General features: G+C 60.7%; 17 protein-coding genes. 6 read left to right on the top strand and 11 right to left on the bottom strand.

Going from position 1 to position 24,046, the window contains the following annotated elements:
- Positions 1-21: 21 nt before the first annotated feature.
- The 4 genes from speA to NAT49_RS07970 form a co-directional block, all read right to left on the bottom strand.
- Positions 22-1,935 carry a biosynthetic arginine decarboxylase gene (speA, locus tag NAT49_RS07985; protein WP_251593009.1) on the bottom strand — a complete coding sequence of 638 codons (1,914 nt, stop codon included), beginning with the start codon at positions 1,933-1,935 and terminating at the stop codon, positions 22-24.
- A 125-nt stretch (positions 1,936-2,060) separates the two neighbouring features.
- The gene (locus tag NAT49_RS07980; RefSeq protein WP_251593001.1) at positions 2,061-2,687 is read right to left on the bottom strand and encodes a hypothetical protein; all 627 of its coding nucleotides are present in this window, start codon (positions 2,685-2,687) and stop codon (positions 2,061-2,063) included.
- 372 nt (positions 2,688-3,059) lie between these two features.
- Positions 3,060-4,010: a homoserine kinase gene (locus tag NAT49_RS07975; RefSeq protein ID WP_251593000.1), complete on the bottom strand. Its 951-nt coding sequence runs from the start codon at positions 4,008-4,010 to the stop codon at positions 3,060-3,062.
- A 112-nt stretch (positions 4,011-4,122) separates the two neighbouring features.
- Complete coding sequence (locus NAT49_RS07970; protein ID WP_251592999.1) at positions 4,123-4,368, bottom strand: DUF2782 domain-containing protein; 246 nt, start codon at positions 4,366-4,368, stop codon at positions 4,123-4,125.
- A 178-nt stretch (positions 4,369-4,546) separates the two neighbouring features.
- Between NAT49_RS07970 and polA the strand changes: the two genes are divergently transcribed.
- Positions 4,547-7,318, top strand: a complete 2,772-nt coding sequence (polA, locus tag NAT49_RS07965; protein ID WP_251592998.1) for a DNA polymerase I — start codon at positions 4,547-4,549, stop codon at positions 7,316-7,318.
- A gap of 99 nt (positions 7,319-7,417) precedes the next feature.
- Here polA and NAT49_RS07960 read toward each other — a convergent pair whose 3' ends face one another.
- Both NAT49_RS07960 and NAT49_RS07955 read right to left on the bottom strand, forming a co-directional pair.
- A complete protein-coding gene (locus NAT49_RS07960) occupies positions 7,418-8,593 on the bottom strand; it encodes an MFS transporter (RefSeq protein ID WP_251592991.1) in 1,176 nt (391 codons plus the stop codon).
- Positions 8,594-8,826: 233 nt separating this feature from the next.
- On the bottom strand, positions 8,827-10,953 hold the full coding sequence (locus NAT49_RS07955) for a CHASE domain-containing protein (RefSeq protein WP_251592989.1): 2,127 nt from the start codon (positions 10,951-10,953) through the stop codon (positions 8,827-8,829).
- Positions 10,954-11,116: 163 nt separating this feature from the next.
- Here NAT49_RS07955 and NAT49_RS07950 point away from each other — a divergent pair, with 163 nt between their 5' ends.
- A complete protein-coding gene (locus NAT49_RS07950; RefSeq protein WP_251592982.1) occupies positions 11,117-13,579 on the top strand; it encodes a sensor domain-containing protein in 2,463 nt (820 codons plus the stop codon).
- Here NAT49_RS07950 and NAT49_RS07945 read toward each other — a convergent pair.
- The 3 genes from NAT49_RS07945 to NAT49_RS07935 form a co-directional block, all read right to left on the bottom strand.
- Positions 13,561-14,103 carry a cytochrome b gene (locus NAT49_RS07945; protein ID WP_251592980.1) on the bottom strand — a complete coding sequence of 181 codons (543 nt, stop codon included), beginning with the start codon at positions 14,101-14,103 and terminating at the stop codon, positions 13,561-13,563. The two genes, NAT49_RS07950 and NAT49_RS07945, sit on opposite strands and share 19 nt — an antisense overlap.
- A 197-nt stretch (positions 14,104-14,300) precedes the next feature.
- The gene (locus tag NAT49_RS07940) at positions 14,301-15,449 is read right to left on the bottom strand and encodes an SIR2 family protein (RefSeq protein ID WP_251592977.1); all 1,149 of its coding nucleotides are present in this window, start codon (positions 15,447-15,449) and stop codon (positions 14,301-14,303) included.
- Positions 15,450-15,526: 77 nt separating this feature from the next.
- Complete coding sequence (locus NAT49_RS07935) at positions 15,527-17,350, bottom strand: feruloyl-CoA synthase (protein ID WP_251592976.1); 1,824 nt, start codon at positions 17,348-17,350, stop codon at positions 15,527-15,529.
- A 234-nt stretch (positions 17,351-17,584) separates the two neighbouring features.
- Here NAT49_RS07935 and NAT49_RS07930 point away from each other — a divergent pair, with 234 nt between their 5' ends.
- Positions 17,585-18,058, top strand: coding sequence for a MarR family winged helix-turn-helix transcriptional regulator (locus tag NAT49_RS07930; protein WP_251592974.1), 474 nt, complete (start codon positions 17,585-17,587; stop codon positions 18,056-18,058).
- Positions 18,059-18,115: 57 nt separating this feature from the next.
- On the opposite strand, the gene NAT49_RS07925 is transcribed toward NAT49_RS07930, so the two are convergent.
- The gene (locus tag NAT49_RS07925) at positions 18,116-18,604 is read right to left on the bottom strand and encodes a MarR family winged helix-turn-helix transcriptional regulator (protein WP_251592966.1); all 489 of its coding nucleotides are present in this window, start codon (positions 18,602-18,604) and stop codon (positions 18,116-18,118) included.
- Positions 18,605-18,698: 94 nt separating this feature from the next.
- Here NAT49_RS07925 and NAT49_RS07920 point away from each other — a divergent pair, with 94 nt between their 5' ends.
- The 3 genes from NAT49_RS07920 to NAT49_RS07910 all read left to right on the top strand — a co-directional run bounded on the left by NAT49_RS07920 (position 18,699) and on the right by NAT49_RS07910 (position 21,355).
- Positions 18,699-19,535, top strand: a complete 837-nt coding sequence (locus tag NAT49_RS07920) for a p-hydroxycinnamoyl CoA hydratase/lyase (protein ID WP_251592964.1) — start codon at positions 18,699-18,701, stop codon at positions 19,533-19,535.
- A 63-nt stretch (positions 19,536-19,598) separates the two neighbouring features.
- Positions 19,599-21,047, top strand: a complete 1,449-nt coding sequence (locus tag NAT49_RS07915; RefSeq protein WP_251592962.1) for an aldehyde dehydrogenase — start codon at positions 19,599-19,601, stop codon at positions 21,045-21,047.
- Between the two features lie 98 nt (positions 21,048-21,145).
- On the top strand, positions 21,146-21,355 hold the full coding sequence (locus NAT49_RS07910; RefSeq protein ID WP_251592959.1) for a hypothetical protein: 210 nt from the start codon (positions 21,146-21,148) through the stop codon (positions 21,353-21,355).
- A gap of 356 nt (positions 21,356-21,711) precedes the next feature.
- On the opposite strand, the gene NAT49_RS07905 is transcribed toward NAT49_RS07910, so the two are convergent.
- On the bottom strand, positions 21,712-23,871 hold the full coding sequence (locus NAT49_RS07905; RefSeq protein ID WP_251592957.1) for a CHASE domain-containing sensor histidine kinase: 2,160 nt from the start codon (positions 23,869-23,871) through the stop codon (positions 21,712-21,714).
- Positions 23,872-24,046 lie beyond the last annotated feature (175 nt).

The raw sequence follows: 24,046 nt of genomic DNA, 5'->3' as shown, positions 1-24,046 counted from the left end.
GCAGAGGCAGCGCTGTCGCGCTCAAGGCTCCAGGTAGGTGTAGCCTTCAAGCCCGGCCTCGAGTTCGTCCATGAAGCGGGCGCGCTCTGGGCCGGAAAGCTCGCAGTGCATCAGCTGGCGTCGCAGGCGTTCCTTGAGGTGGCCAGCGTCGAAATTGACGTAGCCAAGCACGTCCGCCACCCGGTCGCCCTGGATCGGGGTGCCGAGCCGCCACTGGCCGTCCTCACCGAGAGTGACGTCGATGGAGTCGGTATCGCCGAACAGGTTGTGCAGATCCCCCAGAATTTCCTGATAGGCCCCGACCAGGAAAAAGCCCATCAGCTTCGGCTCGTCATAGCGCCATTCCGGCAGCGGCAGGGTGGCCTCGATCCCCTGGCCGTCGACGTAGTGGTCGATGCGCCCATCGCTGTCGCAGGTGATGTCCTGAATCACGCCGCGCCGAGTGACCGGTTCGGTCAGGTTGGTCAGCGGCAGAATCGGGAAAATCTGATCGATGCCCCAGACGTCAGGCAGCGACTGAAACAGCGAGAAATTGACGAACAGCTTGTCGGCGAGTTTCTCGTTGAGCTCATCGAGAATTTCACGGTGCGCCCGGCTTGTTGGGTCAAGGAGCCCGTGAAGGCGTCGGCAGCCCGCCATGTAGATCGATTCGCCCGCGGCGCGCTGGGCAAGCGTGGCATCGCCCAGTACGAAGCGGTCCTGCAGCTCGCTCATTGCCTGATACAGGTCGTGGTAGTACTCGATCAGCCGTCGCGCGACCGGTGCCCGCTCGAGCCGCTCGAGCGTCAGCCACAGACTATCGAGCTGCGGGTCATCGCCCTCGATCCGCTCGGGCAGGGTGCTGGCGCCCTGGCGCTCTTCCTCGATCACCTGCGTGATCAATACCGCATGATGCGCGGTCAGCGCCCGACCCGATTCCGAGATGATGTCCGGGTGGGGCAAACCTTCGGCGTCGCAGAGCTGATGAAAGGCGCCGACGACGTTGTTGGCGTACTCCTGCATCGAGTAGTTCATCGAGCAGAAGCTGCGTGAATGCGTGCCTTCGTAGTCGACGCCAAGCCCGCCGCCGACATCCACGACCGCGATGGGTGCGCCGGCGGCCCTGAGGCTCTGATAAAACCGGGTGCACTCGCGCAGGCCGCGCTGAATGTCCCGGATGTTGGCGATCTGGGAGCCCAGATGGAAATGCACCAGCTGGAGCGCCTCGAGCTTGCCGGCGCGCTCGAGCTGATCGACGATGCCAAGAATCTGGGTCGCGGTCAGGCCGAACTTGGATTTCTCGCCGCCGGTGTTCTGCCACTTGCCCTTGCCGATCGACATCAGCCGCGCCCGCACGCCGATGCGCGGTGTGACACCGAGCGCGTGCGCTTCATCCAGAATCAGCTGCACTTCGGCGTGCTTTTCGACCACCAGATAGACCGTATGGCCCAGCTTTTCGCCCATCAGTGCCAGCCGAACGTACTCGCGGTCCTTGTAGCCATTGCAGACGATAGTGCTCTGCGTTTCAGACGACAGCGCAAGCACTTCAAGGAGCTCTGGCTTGCTGCCGGCTTCCAGGCCGACCCGGCCCCGGCCGCGCTCGGGCGTGGCCAGCAGTTCCTCGACCACCCGGCGCTGCTGGTTGACCTTGATCGGGTAGACCGCCGTGTATTGGCCTGTGTAGCTCGAGGCGGCAATGGTGTGATCGAAGGCGGCGCAGAGCTGTTCGACCCGGTCATGCAGAATGTCGGTAAAGCGCACCAGCACCGGCAGGCGAAGGCCGGCCTCCTGCAGGGTTTGGGCAAGCTCCGGCAGCGAGCGGGTGCGCGGGTCGTGTTCGCCGCCGGGGCGCACCAGCGCATGGCCCTGGTCATCGACGTCGAAATAGCCACTGCCCCACTGGTCGATGTTGTAGGTGGCAAGCGCCCGGGTAACGGCGGAAGAGGAAACGGTCATCGAAGCTCCACGTCGGAAAACACCTGTCGTCTGGAAATACCTGACGTTCGAATGCATCTGTGAGGCACGCATCATACAACAAGGCCGCCCGGTGGGCGGCCTTGTTCGGTGCACGGCAATCGAGTCTAGAGCAGGGGCGAGAGTAGAACAAAGCCACCAAGGGCTGCGCCGGTCGCGCCGAAAAGCGCGCGGTAATCCGTGGTCTTTAGCTGAGAGGCCCGCCACAGCATGCTGCCGATCAGCGGGATCGCCCACATGACGAGCGCGCCGGGGCCAAAGAAGACAAGGGCTGCGAACAGCCAGAGGCCACTCTTGATCGCCTTTTTCTGGGTAACACGCCCCTTGATCAGCGGCGTCAGTGCGCCAAGCACCAGGGCGATCGTGATGACATCCGCCGTATCGACGTGGCCAAGCAGGGTCAGCGCCAGAAGAAACAGCCAGACCCGTGCGGTGCGCTGGGCGATGGGGCTTGTGTAGCAAAGCCTGCGGGCGCAGCGATAGACGTGCGCGGCCGCCACGCCGAGCGCAAGCGGGGTGGCGACATTGATAAAGCGCCGGGAATGGTCGATGGCGTCAAATGCGCTGGTGTTCTGAAACGCGCCCAGCGACCAAAGCTCGGACAGGGCCGACAGCGGCTGCCAGAGCGAGACGCCGATGGCCCAGAGCACGAGCAACGCGATGCCATCCCGATTATCGACCAGCGCGCGCTGTGACGGACGCAGTCGAGCGATCCAATTTGACGTGAGCGCCATGAGTTCACTGCTCCTGGATATCAAATGGCCTCCAGTGTGCCGAGTAAGGATTAAGGTTTTATGAACGTGGGCCATGAACGCGCCCGGTGCCGATACGACCACAGACATGGCCGAGCATTCCGGAGGCTTAAGGTTCGGAAAAGAAAATTGCAGGTTGAACGCCAGTGCCGTTGGCCCGATGACGCGTTGAGCGCGGGACGAGACGCAAAAGAAGGGCAAGCAGCAAGAAGGGCAGGAAAAGAGAGAAGGACAAGCAACGAAAGAAGAGAAGGCAATGAGAGAAAAGCAGGCAACGAGAGCGACGAGCGCCAAGAGGCGCGGTGCGCTCGAGCCGGATCAAACACCGGCTCGAGCGGCAAGGCCTGCGTTGGGTCAGGCCGGAAGCGCGGGCAGCTCCAGATCACGGCGTGCTTTGACGATGGCGCGGTATTGAGCCGGGTCCTTCGGCGTCAGGGTGTGCGCCGGTGGATCGACATAGACCACCAGCAGGCGCGAGAGCCAGTAGCGAAGCGCGGTCATGCGAAGCATCATCGGCCAGAGGGCGCGCTCGCGGTCGGTGAACGGCCGTTCGGCAAGGTACGCGCCCAGCACCGAGGCGTAGCGTTCATGATCGATGGCGCCGTTCTCACGGGTGCACCAGTCGTTGACCACGATCGCGAGATCGAAGATCAGATCCCCCGTGCAGCCGTTGTAGAAATCGATCAGCCCACCGAGTCGGTCGCCATCGAACAGGGCGTTGTCACGGAAAAGATCGCCGTGAAGCGCGCCCTGGGGCAGTGCCGTGTCGGTGCCGAACGTCGCCTCAAACGCATCCAGTTCGTCGCGCATCAACGCCTGGTCGTCGGCGTTCAAATAGCTCAGTACCTTGGTGTGGTTGGCCGAGATCCAGCGAAGATCGCGCGGGTTGGGGCGGCTGCCGGTAAAGTGGCGCGACACCGTGTGCAGCTGGCCAAGCGTCTGGCCAATGGCCGCGCACTGGGAAAGGGTCGGATCATGCGGATGACGCCCCGGCAATCGCGGGAACAAAAGCGCCGGCTTGCCGGCAAGGCTTTGAAGCGCCACCCCGGTCTTGTCGTGGATCGGGCCAGGCACCGGCAGTGAGTGCCCGGCCAGAAAATCGAGCAGGTCGACAAAAAAGGGCAGCTCTTCCTGCTCCCCTTGTTCGAACAGCGTCAGCACCAGTTGCTGCTGGTCGGTGGTGACAAAAAAGGTCGAGTTCTCGGTGCCGCTGGCGACTTCCTCGAGGGTGACAAGGTCACCGATCTCGTAGCGCAAAAGAAAGTCGCGGACCTGAGCCTCGGTCAAAGGTGTAAAAACCGCCATGATAGCTCGCCAGTCGATAAGGGAGAGGGGCACGCTTAAGGGCAGGTGCCGTCAAAAAGCGCCAGTTTAGCCGCTCGGCTCGGCCGGTTCCATGCGTGAACGCAGCACGCGCTCAGTCTTTGGTCCAGTCGGGGGCGGCAACGGGTTCTGCGCCGTCGTAGCGCTCGAAGTTGCCATCGCCATTGCGATCGATCAGCACGTAATGGCCGCTGTCATCGGTCACCGCGATGGCGTACAGGTAGCCGTTGGTGCGGTATTCCTGGGTTACCGCGGCGCCTTGATCTGGGGCGGCCTGGGCCGGAAGGCCGAGGGCGCCAAGCGCGAGCAGGGCAATGAACGACAGGCTGCGTGAGTTCATGGGCGCACCGTGCAGTTGAACGATAAAGCGTGAGTGTAACAAACGGCAACTGGGCATACGATGCCGATCGGCGTGCGCCCGAGTGCCGCGTGCTTGGCCCGATCGCGTCAGGCCGCCTGACAGGCGCGGGCGCGTTTCGTATCATGGGCCTTTCCGATTTACGCCGACGGGAGCTCCCATGGCCGCTACTCCGATCGTCCTCGTCGACGGTTCGTCCTATCTCTACCGCGCTTTTCATGCCCTGCCACCGTTGAGTGCTGCCGACGGTACGCCAACCGGCGCCGTGCGTGGCGTGGTGTCGATGCTGAAAAGCCTGATCCGTCAGTACCCGGAAAGCCCGATGGCGGTGGTGTTCGACGCCAAGGGCAAGACCTTTCGAGACGAGATCTACCCCGAGTACAAGGCGCACCGCCCGCCCATGCCGGACGATCTGCGCCCGCAGGTCGAGCCGCTGCACGACTGCGTGCGCGCCCTTGGCCTTCCGCTTCTGTGCATCGAGGGGGTGGAAGCCGACGACGTGATCGGCACGCTCGCGTTCGAGGCGACGCGCGATGGCCGCGATGTGGTGATCTCCACCGGTGACAAGGACATGGCGCAGCTCGTAAGCCCCCACGTCACGCTGGTCAACACCATGAAAAACGAAACCCTCGATGAAGCCGGCGTCGAAGAGAAGTTCGGCATTCCTCCCGGGCTCATCATCGATTACCTCGCGCTGATGGGCGACAGCGTCGATAACATCCCCGGCGTGCCGGGGGTGGGCCAGAAAACGGCGCTGTCGCTATTGACCGGCATGAACGGCGGGCTCGACACCATTTTTGGCGATCTTGAGCGTGTGACCACGCTCGGCTTTCGCGGCGCCAAGAGCCTGCCGAAAAAGCTCGAGGCCAACCGGGAGCAGGCGTACCTCTCCTACACGCTTGCCACCATCAAGACCGACTGCGAGCTGCCGGTGGGGCTGACCGATCTGGAACGTCCCGCGCCGGACGTTGAAGCGCTGCGTGCGCTCTACACCCGGCTCGAGTTCAAGGGCTGGCTCAATGAGCTGGACAATAACGGCGGCGACGCGAAACAAACCGCAGCCCCGGGCGATGCCGCGGTCGAGGACCCGGAGCCCGAGCGCCAGACCGGCTTCGCGCTCGATGAGCAGGATTACCGCGCCATCGTTGATGAGGCCGAATGGCAGGCCTTTCTTGAGCGGCTGAACGCCTCTGACGCGGTCTGTTTCGATCTGGAGACCACCAGCCTCAATTACATGGTGGCCGACATCGTCGGTATCGGCTTAGCGCTCACGCCGGGCGAGGCGGTGTATGTGCCGGTCGGGCACGATTACCTCGATGCCCCGGACCAGCTTGATCGTGCCCGGGTGCTTGCCGATCTGGCGCCGCTGCTTGCCAGCGAGCGCGTCACCAAGATCGGACAGAACCTCAAGTACGATCTTGAGGTGCTGGCGCGCTACGATGTACCGGTCGGCGGGCCACTGGTGGACACCATGCTCGAATCCTACGTGCTCAATTCCACCGCGACCCAGCACAACATGGACGCGCTGGCGAAGCAGTACCTGGGCCATGAAACGGTCAGCTTCGAGACCATTGCCGGCAAGGGCGCCAAGCAGCTCACCTTCAATCAGATCGCGCTCGAGGAGGCCACGCCCTACGCCTGCGAGGATGTGGACGTGACGCTCCGCCTCCACGCCATTCTGCGCCCGCGCATCGAAGAAGCCGGGCGGCTTTCCGAGGTGCTCGACGGCCTCGAGCGGCCCCTGATTCCGGTGTTGACCCGAATGGAGCGCACCGGCGTTCTGATCGACACCCAAAAACTCGGCGAGCAGAGCCGGACGCTTGGCGAGCGGATCGAGGCGATCGAAAAGGACGCCTTCGAGCTTGCCGGGCGCGAGTTCAACCTCGGCTCGCCCAAGCAGCTCGGCGAGATTCTGTTCAACGAGCTCAAGATTCCGGTGATCAAGAAAACGCCCAAGGGCGCGCCCTCAACCGCCGAGGCCGTGCTCGAGGAACTGGCACTGGATTACCCGCTGCCGAAGGTGATTCTGGAGCATCGAGGGCTTTCGAAACTGCGCTCAACCTACACCGACAAGCTGCCGCAGCTGGTCAACGCCGAAAGCGGACGCATTCACACGAGCTATCATCAGGCCGTGACCGCCACCGGCCGGCTCTCCTCGAGTGACCCCAACCTCCAAAACATTCCGGTGCGTACCGAGGAAGGCCGCAAGATTCGAACCGCCTTTATCGCCCGAGACGGCTACTCGATCGTCGCCGCCGACTATTCTCAGATCGAGCTTCGAATCATGGCGCACCTCTCCGAAGACGAAGGGCTACTGGAGGCGTTCGCCAACAATCAGGATATCCACAGCGCCACGGCGGCCGAGGTGTTCAACGTGGCTGTGGATAAGGTCAGCGCGGATCAGCGCCGCAGCGCCAAGGCGATCAACTTCGGCCTGATCTACGGCATGAGCGCCTGGGGGCTTGGGCGTCAGCTCAACATCGAGCGTAACCAGGCTCAGACCTACATCGACCGTTACTTCGAACGTTATCCGGGGGTGGCCCGTTTCATGGAGCGTACCCGCGCTGACGCCGCCGACACCGGCTTCGTCGAGACCGTGTTCGGCCGACGGCTGTACGTGCCGGACATCGCCTCCAAAAACCACACCCGTCGTCAGGCCGCCGAGCGCACCGCGATCAACGCCCCGATGCAGGGCACCGCCGCCGACATCATCAAGCGCGCGATGATCGAGGTCGATGCCTGGCTGTCAGGCGGTGAGTTCGACGCCTGGATGGTGATGCAGGTGCACGACGAACTGGTGTTCGAGGTCAAAAACGACCAGGTCGAGGCCTTCAAGGCCGCCGTCAGCGAGCGCATGATGCAGGCCGGTGAACTCAGCGTGCCGCTGCTGGTCGAGGCCGAAAGCGGGGCGAACTGGGAAGAAGCGCACTGATAAACGCGGTTTTGGCTTCTGACACCGCGTTCGAATAAAACCGGGGCCGCCTTTTCAGGCGGCCCCGGTTTTTTTACAGCTCGACGTTTGCGTGAACGGTCACGCGGCTGCGTGGCGCTGGCGCTTTTCCTGCCGGCGAGCCACCGCCCAGATTGCCAGGCCGCCAAGGGCCAGCAGGCAGCCGACAACGCCGGTCGAGCGGTAGCCGAAGCCGAAGGCCAGGGCAAGGCCTGCAAGCCATGGCCCGAGGGCGTTGGCCATGTTGAAGGCGACGTGGTTGAGCGCGGCGGCCAGGTTCTGCGCCTCGCCGGCCACGTCCATCAAGCGCGTCTGCAGGATGGTGCCAAGCGCGCCGCTCATGCCGATGCAGAACACGTCGATCGCGATCAGAACCGGGTTGTCCGCGACCAGCGGGAAGGCTGCGAGCGCGGCCGCGCTCCAAAGCAGTAGCCCGCCTGCCGTCGGCATCAGGGAGCGGTCGGCAAACCGGGGTAGAACCACGTTACCCACCGTCATGCCGAGACCGAAGATGCCCAGGATGATCGGTATGGAATGCGCTGACATCTGGGTGACGTGATCGAGCGTCGAGGTCAGGTAGGTGTAGACCGCGAACATGCCGCCAAAACCGATGGCGCCGATGGCGAGCGTCAAAAGCACCGCGCTGTTGCTGAGGGCGCGAAGCTCGCTCTTGGCGCTCTGACCGGAGGCGACCCCGGTTTTCGGGGCGAACAGGGCGATCATCACAACGGTCAGAAGGGCCAGTGCGGTGACCAGCCAGAACCCGAACCGCCAGCCGAACACGTTGCCAAGCCAGGTGGCGAGCGGTACGCCGACGATGGTCGCGACCGTCAGCCCCAGCATCACCATGCCAACCGCGCGGGTGCGCTTGCCGCTTGTGACCACGGACGCAGCCATGAGCGCGGCCAGACCAAAGTAGGCGCCGTGAGGCAGGCCGCTGATGAAACGAAAGAGCATCAGTGAGTTGTAATCAGACGCGATTGCGCTCAGGCCATTGCCGAGTGCAAACAATGCCATCAGGGCCAGAAGCAACCATTTTCGGTCGATCTTGGCGGCAAGCACCGTGATGACCGGCGCGCCGATGACCACGCCGAGGGCGTAGACACTGATGATGTGGCTGGCGGTCGATGGCGAGATGGCCATGTCGCTTTGAATGAAGGGCAAGAGGCTCATGGTGGCGAATTCGGTCGTGCCGATGGCAAAGCCGCCGGTGGCCAGTGCCAGCAGGACGAGCATGGGGTGGGTATGACGGGTCATGGAACCTCACGTAAGTGGTGCGATCACCGGCCTTCCGTGCGGTTGCGCGGAACGCCGATCGGAACTGAATGTGTAAGCTTAAGGACCCAGAAGCCGCCCGGGCGGGGCGGCGGGGGAAGGGCGAAGTGTCTGGGATTTTAGACGATCGTCGTAGATTCACGCCATGGGTTGGCCCGCAAGTTTTCGAGACCAATGTGCGTAACGCCCTCGATGCCCACTAGCGTGGGCCAACGTCATGCCTTCGGCACGCGCACCCAAAAGCGCGTTCCGCCTTCAGGCGGCGTTTCAAAACCGATTTCACCGCGCATGTTGATCACCAGCTGCCGTGTAATTGCAAGGCCAAGCCCCGTGCCGTTGACGTTACGGGTGTCGGAGGCGTCCGCCTGGGAAAACTGTTGAAAGATGTGAGGCTTGAACGCCTCGGGAATACCCGGGCCGCGGTCGATGACCGAGACGGTCACGCCTTCCGAGTCGTGGTGGATGTCGATGTCGACAGCAGCCCCCTTGGGCGAGAACTTGATGGCGTTGGACAGAAGGTTCGACAGCACCTGTTGAAAGCGCAGGCTGTCGGTCTGAACGCACGTGTCGTCGAACGGACGTGCGTTGAGTGTCACCCCGAAACGGTCGGCGTAGCCCTGATTGCTTTTAAGCGCCTCATCGATCAGCGCGCGAAGGGCGTAGGACGCCAGCGAGAACGTCATCTTGCCGGCGATCAGCTTGTCCATGTCCAAGAGATCGTTGATCAGGAGCGTCAGACGGTCGCTGTTGAGCTTGGCGATGTCGAGCATCGGGGCCATGGGCTCCGGTACCGGCCCCAGCGCGCCGGCATTGACCAGAGACAGGGCGCCTGAAATCGAGGTCAGCGGCGTTCTGAGTTCGTGGCTGACCGTCGAGACGAAACTTCGCTTCATCTGATCGACCCGGTGACGTTCTGATTGATCCATGTTGACGCCGCTGATGCGAATGGCCTGGCCGGAGCCGTCACGCTGGATGGTGCCGCGAGAGAGAAAGGGAATGTAGTGGCCATCGCGGTGACGCAGGCGAAATTCGAAATTGAACTCCGTGTCGTTCGAGCCGAGCCGGTCGTAAAATCGGGTTATCGTTTTTTCATGATCCTCGGGGTGCAGCAGGGACATGAACGTGTCGATGGTGTTGGGGTAGTCATCATGCGTCAGCCCAAGAAGCGACCACCAGCGCTCGGAGAAAAACAGCTCCCCTTTTTGAAGGTCGTACTCCCACCAGCCGTCATTGCTGCCACTCAGCACGCGCTCCTGACGTGCACGGATATCCTGAAGTTCCCGTTCGTTATGGCGAATGGTGCGCGTCATTCGCTTGGCAAGCCGCTCGGCCTTTCGTTGCCGATTGACCATGATAAACACCAGAGCGAACGCGAGCAGGGCGACGGCGAGACCGGTCGGCAGCAGCAGGTGGTCGGCAAGCGAGACGAACTGTTTTTCGAACCCCGGCAGGCTGTAGACGCGAAGTGTCCATGTCTTTCCGAAGTGATCGAGGGTGAGTTCGTGGGTGTAACGGGCCTTGTCGACATCGACCTGGGCCTCGTCGAAGGAGCGATACATTTCGGTGGCGGATGAGGGCGGCCCGTCGAGCAGGATAAAGCCGAGGCTGCTGCTTGAAGGGACGCTGCCTTCGATCAGGTCGCTGATGCGGTACGGGCTGTATACAAACCCTCTCAGCGCTTGCCAGCGCTGCGCCCGGGTCAGAAGCGGCTGCCCCTCGTAAAAGACCGGGACGTAGATCAGGACGCCGGCCTGCTCCCGTTCAGATGCCGCTTTTTGAACCAGAATGACGCGTGACGTCATGCTCGTCGCGTTCTGATTGACGGCGCGGACCATCGCCTGGCGACGCGTCTCGTTCGAAAACATGTCATAGCCGAACGCATCGAGGTTGGCGCCGGAAAACGGCTCCAGATAGGTGACCGGAACGTACAGCGCGCGCGCGCCTGGCGGATGCACCTCAAACGTCGGAAACCCTTCATCGCGAATGCGTCGCTCGAACTCTGGACGCTGAGCGTCTCTCAGAAGGCGGGCGTAGCCGAAGCCCAGGATGCCCGGGTAATTTTGATCCAGGTGGAGGCTTTCGTAGTAATGATGCCACTCGCGGCGGCTGACCGTTTGACTGGCACCGATGAAGCCTGCGCCACTATTTAGAATCAACTCGTGATTCTTCATGCGCTCGGTGATGGCAAGGGCGATGTCATCGGTCAGGATCATGAAGCGTGCCCTGGCGTAATCGTCGTTTTGCTGAACGTACCAGCGATAGGTCGTCAGGGTGATCACGGCGATGATCAATGCTGTCAGCCAGGGCAGCCAGCGGGGCGAAAAAAGAGTGCCTCGAGCCATGGGTCAAATCCACAGTTGAAATACGCGGTTCAGGACATAGTCACAGAGGCTACTTTATCCGCTTCGGTGAGGCGGTATTGAATGAACAGGGCGGTTTTTTTCGGTCAATCTATCCTGCGACCTGCCGATATCGCAGCAAATACGTTCAATTGATCGAGCCATGATGAGCAACGACCCTATTTATCGATATCTAGTGCACAACGTCATCGACTACGCGATCTATCTGCTTGATCTCGATGGCAATGTAATGAGCTGGAACGAGGGGGCCCGCCTGATCAAGGGGTACACGCCCGAGGAAATCATCGGGCGGCATTTCAGCTGCTTCTATACCGACGCCGACCGTCAGGCGGGGCTTCCAGCGCTTGGGCTCCAGCGTGCGCGCGAGGAGGGTCGCTTTGAAAGCGAGGGCTGGCGCATTCGAAAGGACGGCACCCTATTCTGGTCAAGTGTGGTGATCGACCCGGTACACGATGACAGCGGCACCCTGATCGGGTTTGCCAAGGTGGCCCGCGACAACACCGAGACCATGCAGCAGCGTCGCCGTCAGCTCGAAGAGGAGCACCGGTTTCGTCTTCTGGTCGAGGGCGTCAGCGACTATGCCATCTATATGTTGAGCCCGGATGGGGTCATCACCAACTGGAACGCGGGCGCTCAGCACATCAAGGGGTATATCGCCGAGGATGTGATCGGCAAGCACTTTTCCATGTTCTACACCGATCAGGACCGCACCGACAATAAACCCGAAAAGAGCCTGGATATCGCCCGTGAACAGGGCAGTTTTGAGGCCGAGGGCTGGCGGGTGAGAAAGGACGGGTCGACCTTCATGGCGCACGTGGTGATCGAAGCGATCCGGGATGATCTGGATACGTTGATCGGCTTTGCCAAGATCACGCGTGATGTCACCGAGCGGCGTGAGTACGAAAAAGCGCTTCAGGTTGCACGAGACGATGTGATCGCACGTAATGAAGAGCTCGATGCGCTGTCGACGTTTCTAAATTCCGTGATTGCCAATATTCCGATTCATGTGGTGGTGCAGGAAGTCGACACCGGTCGCATCCGGCTCAACAGTGAAACGCTTCGTGACGCACAGGGTGGAAAATCAAGCGTGACCGCGCCGCACCATCTGGCGGAAATTCTCGACCAGCTGACCGGTACGTCCGAGCGGGCCATTTTGGAACGCACCCTTCAACAGACCCACGCCAAACTGCAGCGCGCCGATGGCACGCGACATCTTCGGTGTCGCATGGTGCCGCTCGTGGCTGAAAACGAACAGCTACTGATGGTTTACCTGATCGAGGATGTGACCGAAACCAAGCAGGCCCACGATCAGATTCACCACATGGCGCATCACGACGCGCTGACCAATCTGCCGAATCGAAGCCTGTTCGTTCGATGCATCGAGCAGGGGCTCGAGCTCTGTCGAGAGCGCCGCCAGAGTACCGGCGTACTGATGCTTGATCTTGATAACTTCAAGGACGTCAACGATGTGCTGGGCCATCACGTGGGCGACCAGCTTCTGATGGCGCTGGCCGCGCGGCTGCAACCGCTGTTGTCCGATCATGACATCATGGCGCGCATCGGCGGCGACGAGTTCGCCATTGTCGTGCCGGCCTGTCACACCATCGACGCGCTCGAGGCATTGGCCACCCGGCTGTTGTCGGCGGTTCAGGCGCCGTTTGAGATCGATCATCACCAGCTGCAGGCCGGCATCAGCGTCGGCATCGCCCTGTCCTCGGAGACGCTTGATACGCCGGAGGCGCTGATGAAAAGCGCGGATCTCGCGCTTTATGAAGCCAAGCGGGTCGGCAAGGGCGCATACGCCTGTTATAACGACGCCCTTCATCAGGCGGCGTGTGCCCGGCTCGATATGGAGGCGGATTTGCGTCGCGCCCTTCGCGAAAACGAATTCGTCGTGTTTTATCAGCCAATCATGCGCGCCGACGATTACGGCCCGTCCGGCTATGAGGCGTTGATTCGCTGGATGCATCCGATGCGGGGCATGGTGTCACCGCTCGAGTTTATCTCGGTGGCCGAGCGCACCGGGCTCATTCACGACATCGGCCTGTGGGTACTCAATCAGGCCTGTCGCGAGGCGGCGTCCTGGCAGACCGAGATGACCGTCTCGGTCAATCTGTCGCCGATCCAGTTCGAGCGTCCGCAGCTGGTCGATGACGTGCAGCAGGCGCTGGTCACGTCAAGGCTTGCCCCCGAGCGGCTGGAACTCGAGATTACCGAATCCATTCTGCTCGACAGCTCACAGCGCAACATGACGACGCTCAAGGCACTGAAGGCGCTGGGCGTGGCCATCGCGCTGGATGATTTCGGCACCGGGTATTCCTCGCTTCACTACCTGCGCTCCTTCCCGTTCGACCGCATCAAGATCGACCGGAGCTTCGTGGATGAAATCTGTCAGAGCAACGAGGCCCGAGCGATCATCAAGGCGATCACGAGCCTTGGGAACAGCCTCGACATCAAGATCACCGCCGAGGGGGTCGAGCATCTCGATCAGGCCGAGGCGCTGCAGCACGAGGGGTGTTCCCACCTGCAGGGGTACTATTTCGGCCGCCCCGCCGAGCTGGTAAGTGAGGCGTTGACCGCAGGGTCTGCTCAGCCCGTGCGGGAGTGACCGAGCATGCGCGACAGCACGCCGTCTTTTTTGATGCGGTGGTGGTAAAACGCCATCGTGATATGACCCGCCACTGTTGCCAGAAGCGCCCAGCCAAGCCAGTGATGGGCTGTATGGAAAGCCCCTGCGCCCATGACCGTGCTGGCGTCATGTGGCCCCCACAGTGAATAGCCGAAGACCGCAAGCGGCCGGCCACTTATGTAGGTCATGGCAAGCCCGGTCAGGGGAATGGCAATCATCAGCGCGTAGAGGCCGATATGTCCGAGTGTGGCAGCCCGGCTGAGTGCGGGTGGGCGTCGACGGAGCTGACCAAGCCCCCAGAGTGCCCGGATCAGGGCCACGCCGAGCAACAGTGTGCCCACCGATTTGTGCGTGCCGATCCAGGCGCCGAGCCAAGCAGGGCGCCCCTCGACAAACAGCGACAGCGTCACACCGCCGAGTTGCCAGATAATCAGAGCGGCCATCGCCCAGTGAAAGCCGCGGCTGATGAGGCCGTAGCGAGCATTCGTATCTTGCCATTGCATGGTGCATTCCCTTTTTGTTTTTGCGCGAGAAGCGACTTTAGCGCGCCATGATGAACGCAGCCTTAATGAGCGCCGACACTATCGGGCACTTGGCATTGCACTTTTTTGCGCCAGGTGACGACGGCAGATCGCGCGGGTTGGCCATGATAGGTGGCGGCCCCGAGCGGTGCTCTTTCAGTGGCGACACAGTGGCGTTTTTACTGCGTGACGGCGCGCCGACAGAACTCCTCAAAACGCCCACTGAAGTAGTGCTCTCTAGGCCAGCCGACGCTTGGCAGGTAGAAAAACACTTCTTCAAGGCGGGATTTGATGATGTCGTGGTTCTTGGTGTCGATCACGAACACGTGCTTGCCCCGGGCATCGCTCGGGCTTTCGGCCAATTGACGAAGGATGAAACGGATCAGTGCATCCTCCGGCGGCATGCTGTAGCCCACAATCACCAATACATCCGTTTCGCGAAGAAGACGCACGGCCTTTGGAAACACCTGATGAAAGTAGGGTTCATCATAATCCTGCACCTGTGAGGGCAGAATCAGCAGCGGTGGCGCCTCGCGGATGGCGCGATCGCTTCGGGCGCGGTATTCAAACTCGAAGCCCTCGAGCGTGGGTAGAATTTCGAACCCGCCGTTGATCTTGATGACGGTTCGATCCACCGTTCGCGGCAAATGCTCCCAAATGGTGCTGCCGCAGATTCGACTCGGCGTCACCCCACGATAGAGCCGCCCGAACACCGGTGCTGAATGCGCGTGCACGCGCTCGAGAATGCTTTCGATCGTGAAGTCGTAATTGGTGGTTAGAAAGTGATACAGCGGGCAGTTGGCATCAAGGCCCGCGTGCCGGGCACGTTGTTCGAGCAGGGCGAACAGCGCGGTGATGTTTTGTTGATCAACGCTGTCGCGCTCAGTGGTGAAGCGCAGGTCATCGTCGACGTTTTGAACGTCGCAGGCGGCCTGAAAGCGGCGCATGATCAGGGTGCGCAGCTCACTGATGCTCAGTTTCAGGTTCTGAATATCGAAATAGCGGTTGCGGATGTCCGGATAGCGGACCTGCATGTCCAACACGTAGCGCAGGTTCTTGAACTGCTCGAAATTGAGACGTCGATAGTCTGCCCAGCCGATGACATGCAGCACGTGCTGCAGGTTGGGGAAGTCGTGAATGTCATCGAGGTCGATGGCGAACAGATCACCATCGGTTGGGGAGCTCGGATCCCAGGCTTTCGAAAAACCGGCACCGCACCAGAACGTGACCACCGGTGGGCGACGGCGGTCGAGCGGGTCGTCGAGCATGCCGTCGAGCAGCTCGATGAACGCCTGCACGGTGGCGGCGTTGTCGTCGGAAAATGGCATGGCAGGTAGCCCTTGTGCTGCAATCCTGCCTGGAGCATAGCGGGTTTGACGCGACCGTGACGTCGGCCCGAGTCATCTCAACAGCGTGAGGGCATGATGACCTCGGCGCCGGGCGGGTCCGCGTAGAGCGTGTCGAGGTGCTCGGTATGGCGCTCACGGACCAGACGCTGATTGACCGAGCCCTTTTCCGTCACCTCCCCCTTGTCGAAGGAAAGTGGGGCCTCGAGAATCAGCAGCCGTTCGAGGCGCATCGAGCTTGATTTTCCCTGTTGATGAACGGTGAGGCGGTCGGCCAGAAACCGCCGGACAATGTCATTTCGGGCAAGCTCTGCAAGGTCCGGTTCGGTGCCGAGAAGGTCGGCGCAGTGGGTCTTGTTCAACACGAGCAGGCCCGTCAGGTAGGGGCGGCCTTCGCCCACGAGGACGATGTCCTGCGCGAGCGGTGCCATGTCCTCGACCAGTTGCAGCCTGAGTGCGCCGACGTTGACCCAGGTGCCGGTCATCAGCTTGAAGTTCTCGCTCAGACGCCCATCGAACATCAGGCCCTTTTCAGGGCTGCTCGCATCATGAAAGCGCATGGCGTCGCCAGTGCAGTAATAGCCTTCCTCATCGAAGACCGTTTCCGAGCGCGTGTCGTCCTTCCAATAGCCCGGCGTGACGTTTGGCCCCTTGAGGCGCGCCTCGAGCTTGTCGCCGGAAGGCACCAGCTTGACCGTCATGCCGGCAACCGGCTGGCCAACCAGGCCGCGAACGTGGTCCCGGTTTTGAGTGCAAAATGAAAGACAGGCCTCGGTGGACCCAAGCCCCGTCAGCATCGGTACACGCCGGCCCGTTTCCTGTAAGGAGAGGATATCGAGGTGCTCGCTGACGTGGGAGGGCAGGCTGGCGCCGCCGAAATGCATCATTTTCAGGTTGCGAAAGAACGCCTCGCGCAGGGCATCGCTCTGTTGAAGGTGATCGACCAGGGCTTCGAAGCCCTTTGGGACGTTGCAGTAGAACGTGGGCGAGATTTCCAAAAGGTTCTGAACCGTGCGCTCCACGCCATCGGCGGTGGGGCTGCCATCATCGATGTAGAGCGTACCGCCATTGTGAATGGTCATGCCGAGGATGGTGTTGCCTCCGAAGGTGTGGTGCCAGGGCAGCCAATCCATCAATACCGGCGGTGTGGATTCCAGAAACGGCAGGGTCTGGACCAGCATGACCTGGTTGCTGCAGATCATGCGCTGGGTATTGATGACGGCCTTGGGCATGCCGGTCGAGCCGGAGGTGAACAGCAATTTCGCGATGGTGTCCGGGCCTACATCGGCATGGGCGTGGTCCACTTCCGCGCGCTTGGGGGTGGCCATCAGCGTATCGATTGAATGTGCCGAAACCGAGGGCACTGTTGCGAGCCTGTGAACCGAGGCGTCCGAGACGGACTCAAGTGCGTGCTCGAACCGGGCCTCCTCGTCGATGAAGATCATGCCCGGGTTTACCAGGTCGACGACGTGCTTCAATTTGGTGTAATCATTGGCAAGCAGTGCGTACGCGGGCGATACCGGTGCGTAGGGAATGCCAACGTGCATGGCCGCGCAGGCAAGCAGCGCATGATGGATGCCGTTACCGGAAAGCACCAAGAGTGGCCGCTCGAGGGAGAGGTCGTGATCCAGCAGGGCCTGAGCAAGACATTCGGCTGCTGCCAGCGCCTCGCCGTAGCTTATGGTATGCCAGGCCGCGCTTGCGTGGTTTCGCTGACGCTCGGCCAGAAACGGCGCATCGGGCGTGTGTTCGGCCCAGTGCACGAGCCGGTCGGTCAGGCAGCGTGGGTGCGCCTGGAGCGATGGGCCGCTCAAGTAATGAACACCGTCATCAGGGTGGCGTTCGTGGGCTTCGGGGTGGCAACTACCATTATCGGGCGACATGACAAGCTCCGTAGGTGAGGTCAACCGGATGACCGGGTCGCTGTGGTAATTAGTTATAAGGTGTAACTAGTTTTGTGGCTAGAGGCGTGGAATCAGACTTTAGGCTACGCAGCAGAAGGCAATTGGCCGGTTAAATAGAGAGTAACGCCTGAATAAGGTTATGTTTTATAATTAGAGGGTCGCTGTGTAAGCGGCGGCTTATTTTTGCGGATGGGCGTTTGAATGGAGCTTGCTATGCAGCAGATGGGAGACGATCAATCAGGCTCAGAAACAGGCCGCACACTGATTCTCGATGAGTTGCTGGGGTACGCCCTGCGCCGGGCACAGCTCAAGGTCTTCAAGGATTTCGAGGAGGCCATGCGCGAGTACGCCATCCGCCCGGCCCAGTTTTCGGCGCTGGTCGTCGTGGAAGAAATGCCGGGCGTCACGCAGTCGGAACTCGCGCAGCGACTTGCCATCGACCCGCCACGCGTGGTCAATCTCGTGCACGATCTTGAAAAGCGCGGCTACGCCGTGCGCGTTCGCTGCAAACGGGACCGTCGATCTCATGGCATCTTCCTGACCAAGCCGGGGGAGGCGCTGGTCACGACGCTCAAGCGGCTGTCAGTGGAAAGCGATGCCCGCGCCAGTGTGGGGTTGAGCGAGGACGAACGCGCCCACCTGTTGAGGCTGCTTCGAAAGATCTACGATACCCCGGAGGCGCCCTGACACCTCGCGTGACTCAAGCCGGTCAAGCCGTGGCCCGGTCGCCGTGATGAGCCTTGTTCATTCAGGCTCGATCAATCCTGCCCCCAATGCCTTGAGTGACGCCTTTAGCTGGCGCTGAAACGCGGTGCGCTGGTCTGCGCTCATATCTTCAAGCATACATTCCTCGAGCGCGATGACCGCGCTGTCGCATGCGCCGAGAACGCGTTGGCCCTTGTCGGTCATGCTGATCTGGATCAGTCGGCCGTGATTCGGGTCCGGCCGTCGCTCGACCAGCCCTTTCGATTCCATGGACTTCACCATCTCGTTGGCCGCCTGGGGCGACACCAGCGATTTTTCGGCAAGCTTTGCGTTTGAAAGTGGGCTTCTCCGCGCCAGCACGGAAAGCGCGGTGTACTGCTGCATGGTCACGCCCAGCGGCTGAACGGCCTCGCTGATATGGCGTCTGAGGGCGCGGTCGAGCCGCCCGATCAGATACGCCACCCGGGTTGGGGGAGGGCCATCGGCAGGACGGTCATCGGCTGTACATTGGTCGAATGTGTCGGTCATGGGCGGTTTTTCCTCTTTGCAAGCGCAGAATAGCGCATTATGATGAATCAAGAGAGTATCAACTTACTTGATATTATATGGAAGGGACAATCGCATGAGCGACTACACCAATCGTTGGAAAACCGTTTCCGTCTCGGTCGAGGAGGGCATCGCCTGGGTCACGCTGAATCGGCCTGAAAAACGTAACGCCATGAGCCCGACACTCAACCGGGAAATGATCGATGTTCTCGAGACCATCGAGCTCGATCAGGACGCAAAGGTTCTGGTACTGACCGGGGCCGGCGAGTCGTTCTCTGCCGGTATGGACCTCAAGGAGTATTTCCGCGAAATCGACGCAAGCCCTGAAATCGTGCAGGTCAAGGTGCGCCGTGACGCGTCGACCTGGCAGTGGAAGCTTCTGCGCAACTACGCCAAACCCACCATCGCCATGGTCAATGGCTGGTGCTTTGGCGGCGCATTTTCACCGCTGGTGGCCTGTGACCTTGCGATTGCGTCCGATGATGCGGTGTTTGGCCTGTCGGAAATCAACTGGGGTATTCCGCCAGGCAACCTGGTCAGCAAGGCCATGGCGGATACGGTCGGTCACCGCAAGGCCCTCTATTACATCATGACCGGTGAAACCTTTACCGGCCGCGAAGCGGCGGAGATGGGGTTGATCAACCAAAGCGTGTCGCTTGATGAGCTTCGCGAGACCACCCGCAAGCTTGCCATGACCCTGCGCGACAAGAACCCGGTTGTGCTGCGCGCTGCCAAGATCGGCTTCAAGCTGTCGCGTGAGCTGACGTGGGAGCAAAACGAAGAGTATCTCTACGCCAAGCTCGATCAGGCCCAGTTGATTGACCCCGAACATGGTCGCGAGCAGGGCATGAAGCAGTTCCTCGATGAAAAGAGCATCAAGCCGGGGCTTCAAAGCTACCGCCGCACCGAGTGATCGCGTCATCGTACGGCCCGGTGGGGCGTTTGATTTTCAAGGTAAGGTGAAGGAGTGATCGGTATGAACATCGAATTATCGATTGGGGGCGTCTCGCGGCCTGCCAGTGATAACAGCACGTTCGAGCGCAGAAATCCCTTCGATGGCCAGGTGGCCACTCGGGCCGCCTCGGCAACGCCTGAAGACGCCACCGCCGCCGCCGATGCCGCTCAGAAGGCATTTGCGAGCTGGTCCCGAACCGGGCCGGGGGAGCGTCGGGCCCGGCTTTTGAAAGCTGCGGATGTGATGGAGGCGCATCAGGCGCGTTTCATCGAGCTCATGGTCAGTGAAACCGGCGCCACGCCCGGCTGGGCCGGCTTCAACGTCGCGATTGCCGCTGGCATGTTGCGTGAGGCGGCAGGGCTTACGACGCAGGTCGGTGGCGAAGTCATCCCCTCGAACGTGCCTGATAATCTGGCAATGGGCGTTCGCGTGCCCTGCGGCGTAGTGCTGGGTATCGCGCCCTGGAACGCGCCGATCATTCTCGGTACCCGCGCCATTGCCACGCCGCTTGCCTGTGGCAATACCGTCATCTTGAAGGCGTCCGAGCAGTGTCCGGCGACGCACCACCTGATCGGTGAGGTGTTGATCGAGGCCGGTTTCGATCAAGGCGAGGTCAACGTCATTACGCATGCCCCCGAGCGGGCGAGCGAGGTGGTCGATGCGTTGATCGGTCATTCGGGTGTTCGGCGGATCAACTTCACCGGCTCGACAGGCATTGGGCGGATCATTGCCGAGAAGGCCGCAAAGCGTCTGAAACCTGCCCTGTTGGAACTCGGTGGCAAGGCCCCGTTTCTGGTGCTCGATGACGCCGATCTCGAGGCGGCCGTCGAGGCTGCTGCCTTCGGGGCGTTTTTCAATCAGGGTCAGATCTGCATGTCCACCGAGCGATTGATCGTCGATGCCGCCGTGGCTGATGCGTTTGTCGAGAAGCTCGCGGCCAAGGCGCGCACGCTCAAGGCCGGTGATCCGAAGGATGATGCCAATGCGCTCGGCACGCTGATCGACGCCGCTTCCGGCGAAAAGCTCAATGCGCTGATTGACGATGCGCTCGCTCACGGCGCGACGCTCGTGTGCGGGGGCAAGGCCGAGGGGGTTGTAATGCAGCCGACCCTGATCGATGGCGTGACCTCACGCATGCGACTCTATCGCGAAGAGTCGTTCGGGCCATTGGTTGCAATGATGCGGGTCGACGGCGATGACGAGGCACTCGATGTCGCCAATGACAGCGAGTATGGCCTTTCGGCGGCGGTGTTCAGCCGAGACAGTGCCCGAGCCATGCGGGTCGCGCAGCGGGTGCAGTCCGGTATTTGCCACATCAATGCACCGACCGTACACGATGAGCCCCAGATGCCGTTCGGGGGCGTGAAAGACAGCGGCTACGGACGATTTGGTGGCAAGGCCGGCATCGAGGCCTTTACCGAACTGCGCTGGATGACCATGCAACTCGGGCCACGGCACTACCCGATCTGATCGATGAGAAGCGGCCTGTCGGTGAGGCCTTTCGTGGTTGGCATTTCAGGGCATGAATAACCACACTGGGTCATGCCTAAACCCAAGGAGAGGAACCGATGGCCGCTCGTTTTGAAGTGTTTGAACACGCAACCGCTCATGTTCAGGGTTCGCCCAACCGGGACAAGAATCAGACGGCGGACGACATGCCGCTTGAAAGCTTTCGGATCTATGATCACGAGCAGCAACAATACGCCAGCGATGAGTATGAAATTCGCGATGAAGCCGAGGAAGACTGCGCACGCATGAATGCCGAGGCCGCCTCGTAAATCAGACGACGCGTGCGTAGTTCGCCATGACCATGGTTTGCCGGGCGGTGCTGTCTCTGGCCAGGCGCTACCCATAAAAATGCCCCGCGTTAATGCGGGGCATTACTGCATTGATGACATCCCTTTTTACTCAGCCCATCCTGGGCGTTGACTTCCTGTCACGGCTCATTCGGTGTCGGGTCACACCAAAATGATGACCTCCTGTCAGGGGGCACATCCTGTATATATTCGTTCCCTGAATCATGACGTCCTGTCAGTACCAGCGTCCTGCGTACGTATTATCTAAATGTAGAAAAAGGTTTCTATTTGGTTTTTCCTATTAGCTTTGGTAATGAGGTGAAGATCACATTAATAAATCAGGCTGGCCTGGGTGGCGTCGATGACGCCGAAAGCGGCACATCGACCCAGAACGTTGACCCCTGACCTTCCCGCGATGAAAAGCCCACCGCGCCGTCCATGCGTTCGGCAAGCTCGCGCGTGATGGCAAGCCCGAGCCCGGTGCCAACCCGCTCGCGGGTTGTCGACGTATCGGCCTGAGAGAACTTCTGGAAAATGTAGGGGTGAAACTCTTTAGGAATGCCCTTGCCCTGGTCAATGATTTCGATTCTGGCGCGAACCGATGTCTGTGGGCTTGGCAGGGCATTGATGACGACCGTACCGTGTTCCGGGGAAAACTTGATTGCATTGGACAACAGGTTGCTGAGGATCTGCTGGAACCTGAGCTCGTCAACGTCAACCCGGAGCCCTTCCGGCGCGGCGTACTCGACCGAGACGCTGAATTTCTCGGCGTAGCCCTGGTTGGCCGTGACGCTTTTTTGAATCAACCCGGCAACCGAGTGCGATTCGATGGAAAACGTCATCTTGCCCGCCACCAGCTTGTCCATGTCGAGCAGGTCATTGATCAGCAGTCCCAGGCGGTCGCAGTTGGTCTTGGCGACATCCAGCATGGCCTGCATCGGGGCTGGAGCCTCACCCAGGGCACCGCCGGTAATCAGCCCGAGCGAGCCCGAGATCGAGGTCAGTGGCGTTCGAAGTTCATGACTTACGGTGGAGACGAAGTTGTTTTTCATCGCCTCGACCCGTTTGGTTTCACTCAGGTCGGTATTCGCACCACTGATGACCTGTGCCTTGCCGTCACTGCCGCGTTCGATCACACCGCGCACCATGAAGGGAATACAGTGGCCATCGCGGTGCTTGAGCGTAAGCTCGAACGTGAATTCAGTCTCGTCGGATCGAACCAGGGTTTTCAGGATCTCGAACACACGATCCTTTTCTTCATCAGGCAATCGTGCTCGGAAGGCGGCGATCGTATTCGATTGATGTGCGGGCGCGTAGCCGAGCTGTCGCCACCAGCGATCGGAGCAGAAAAGCTCTTCGGTACTGAAGTCATACTCCCACCAGCCGTCGTTACTGCCGGCCAGTACTCGCTCCTGTTTTTCCTTGATCCGCAGGAGCTCCTGTTGATGCACGTTAAGCTCGGCCGTCATGTCGGCCGCCAGTTCTTCGGCCCGCCGTTTACGGTGAATGATCGTGGTCATCGTCAGGAAAATGGCCGTGGCAAGGACAAGCGTTACGAGAATGATGATCACGATCGGAAGCGCGTTGATTTGCTCCTCAAAGGCCGGCGTGCTGTAGAAGCTGACCGTCCAGGTACGGCCGAAAAATTCCAGATAGACGTGGCCCTGATTCTTGAGCTCGCCCGACGCCTTGGCTTCCTTGGAAAACGAACTGAACATGAGAGCCGTGTCGGACGGTGTCATGCCATCATGAATTTCGAAGCCGACCAGTGACTCATCCCGAAGGCCCACACCTTTCATTAAATCGCCCATGCGGTAGGGGCTATAGACGAAGCCCAGCAGGGCCTTCCAGCGCTCTTCGGGGCTCGAGGTGGTAAACCCTTTTTCAAAGACCGGGGCGTAGATCAGCATGCCGGCCTGAACGTCTGCGTCCGTTTCCTGCAGGAGCGTAACGCGGCTCGACATGGCGGCAGCGCCATGGTTCACCGCGCGCTGCATGGCCTCGGCCCGAGTCGACTGAGACATCATGTCATAGCCGAACGCTGCCAGATTGCGCCCGCTGAACGGTTCCAGATACAGGATGGAGGTATAAAGCGGCCGATCGCCCTTTGGATGGACCGAAAAGCTTCGAAACCCCTCGTCACGCACCGTGGCCTCAAAGGACGCCAGCTCGCTCGGCTCGATGACCTGGCTGTACCCAAGTCCAAGAATGCCTGCGTAATTCCGGTCAAGCTCGAGGTTGCTGTAGTAGTCGCGCCACTCCTCGCGGGTCAGCGTTTCACTGTTGCGTACGAACCCGCGGGCGCCCTTGAGAATCAATTCGTGGTCGCGCATGCGGTCACTCATGACCGTCATGATCTCGCTTTTGATGGTGTCAAGCGTCTCGGCCTGATGGTCCTGCTGTTGTTGATGGGCCCAGCACGCAACAAACAGACCGATCAACACGGTGGCAAGAGCGCACGCGGCCGGCAGGAACGTGTATCGATTGAGTGTTTTCATGATTAAAGGCATCTCGTTGCCCCTGGATGACCGCCTGATATTGGATAAATAACGCCTGTTTCGGCGGGGGCTTTAGGTAAGGGAGAACGTCCGTATGCCGGGCGATGATTCACTGGGGCCAATCGAGGTCGATGGCACGGTTCGCGCTCGTTTTTGAGATTCATCCTTCATTAAC

Source organism: Larsenimonas suaedae (assembly GCF_023712105.1).
Taxonomy (GTDB): Bacteria; Pseudomonadota; Gammaproteobacteria; order Pseudomonadales; family Halomonadaceae; genus Larsenimonas; species Larsenimonas suaedae.
This window is presented reverse-complemented; position numbering and strand designations above follow the sequence as displayed.

Excerpts from the sequence above, each read along its gene's own strand:
- NAT49_RS07960 (WP_251592991.1), bottom strand. The coding sequence starts at position 8,593 with ATGACCCGTCATACCCACCCCATGCTCGTCCTGCTGGCACTGGCCACC.
- NAT49_RS07940 (WP_251592977.1), bottom strand. The coding sequence starts at position 15,449 with ATGCCATTTTCCGACGACAACGCCGCCACCGTGCAGGCGTTCATCGAG.
- NAT49_RS07980 (WP_251593001.1), bottom strand. The coding sequence starts at position 2,687 with ATGGCGCTCACGTCAAATTGGATCGCTCGACTGCGTCCGTCACAGCGC.
- speA (WP_251593009.1), bottom strand. The coding sequence starts at position 1,935 with ATGACCGTTTCCTCTTCCGCCGTTACCCGGGCGCTTGCCACCTACAAC.
- NAT49_RS07930 (WP_251592974.1), top strand. The coding sequence starts at position 17,585 with ATGCAGCAGATGGGAGACGATCAATCAGGCTCAGAAACAGGCCGCACA.
- NAT49_RS07935 (WP_251592976.1), bottom strand. The coding sequence starts at position 17,350 with ATGTCGCCCGATAATGGTAGTTGCCACCCCGAAGCCCACGAACGCCAC.
- NAT49_RS07975 (WP_251593000.1), bottom strand. The coding sequence starts at position 4,010 with ATGGCGGTTTTTACACCTTTGACCGAGGCTCAGGTCCGCGACTTTCTT.
- NAT49_RS07970 (WP_251592999.1), bottom strand. The coding sequence starts at position 4,368 with ATGAACTCACGCAGCCTGTCGTTCATTGCCCTGCTCGCGCTTGGCGCC.
- NAT49_RS07920 (WP_251592964.1), top strand. The coding sequence starts at position 18,699 with ATGAGCGACTACACCAATCGTTGGAAAACCGTTTCCGTCTCGGTCGAG.
- NAT49_RS07905 (WP_251592957.1), bottom strand. The coding sequence starts at position 23,871 with ATGAAAACACTCAATCGATACACGTTCCTGCCGGCCGCGTGCGCTCTT.
- NAT49_RS07945 (WP_251592980.1), bottom strand. The coding sequence starts at position 14,103 with ATGCAATGGCAAGATACGAATGCTCGCTACGGCCTCATCAGCCGCGGC.
- polA (WP_251592998.1), top strand. The coding sequence starts at position 4,547 with ATGGCCGCTACTCCGATCGTCCTCGTCGACGGTTCGTCCTATCTCTAC.
- NAT49_RS07955 (WP_251592989.1), bottom strand. The coding sequence starts at position 10,953 with ATGGCTCGAGGCACTCTTTTTTCGCCCCGCTGGCTGCCCTGGCTGACA.
- NAT49_RS07950 (WP_251592982.1), top strand. The coding sequence starts at position 11,117 with ATGAGCAACGACCCTATTTATCGATATCTAGTGCACAACGTCATCGAC.
- NAT49_RS07915 (WP_251592962.1), top strand. The coding sequence starts at position 19,599 with ATGAACATCGAATTATCGATTGGGGGCGTCTCGCGGCCTGCCAGTGAT.
- NAT49_RS07925 (WP_251592966.1), bottom strand. The coding sequence starts at position 18,604 with ATGACCGACACATTCGACCAATGTACAGCCGATGACCGTCCTGCCGAT.
- NAT49_RS07910 (WP_251592959.1), top strand. The coding sequence starts at position 21,146 with ATGGCCGCTCGTTTTGAAGTGTTTGAACACGCAACCGCTCATGTTCAG.